Source organism: Erythrobacter donghaensis (assembly GCF_001557325.1).
GTDB classification, from domain to species: Bacteria; Pseudomonadota; Alphaproteobacteria; order Sphingomonadales; family Sphingomonadaceae; genus Erythrobacter; species Erythrobacter donghaensis_B.
On record NZ_LSJS01000041.1, the window covers coordinates 1 to 262 of the forward strand.

1 protein-coding gene is annotated in these 262 nt (G+C 72.1%); it reads right to left on the reverse strand.

Annotated elements, in window-relative coordinates:
• Positions 1-262: chromate transporter (locus tag AX692_RS01005; RefSeq protein ID WP_196491746.1), on the reverse strand; the 262-nt coding region annotated here is incomplete at both ends.

Consider the following 262-nt stretch of genomic DNA (forward strand, 5'->3'; position numbering starts at 1 on the left):
GGTATCGAGCGCGCGCCCCGCGATCCGGAGCAGCGCCTGCATCACGATCGCCAGCACCGCCGCCTTGACCCCCGTGAACAGCGCCGCCACCCAGCCGAGGTTGGCGGCGAGCGCATAGAGCACCGACAGCGCGAGGATGATTGCCGCCCCCGGGATCACGAACAGCAACCCCGCCGCCAGCCCTCCCCGCACGCCCTGCAAGCGCCAGCCGATCCACGTGGCAAGCTGCTGCGCCTCGGGGCCGGGGAGCAGGTGGCAGAAA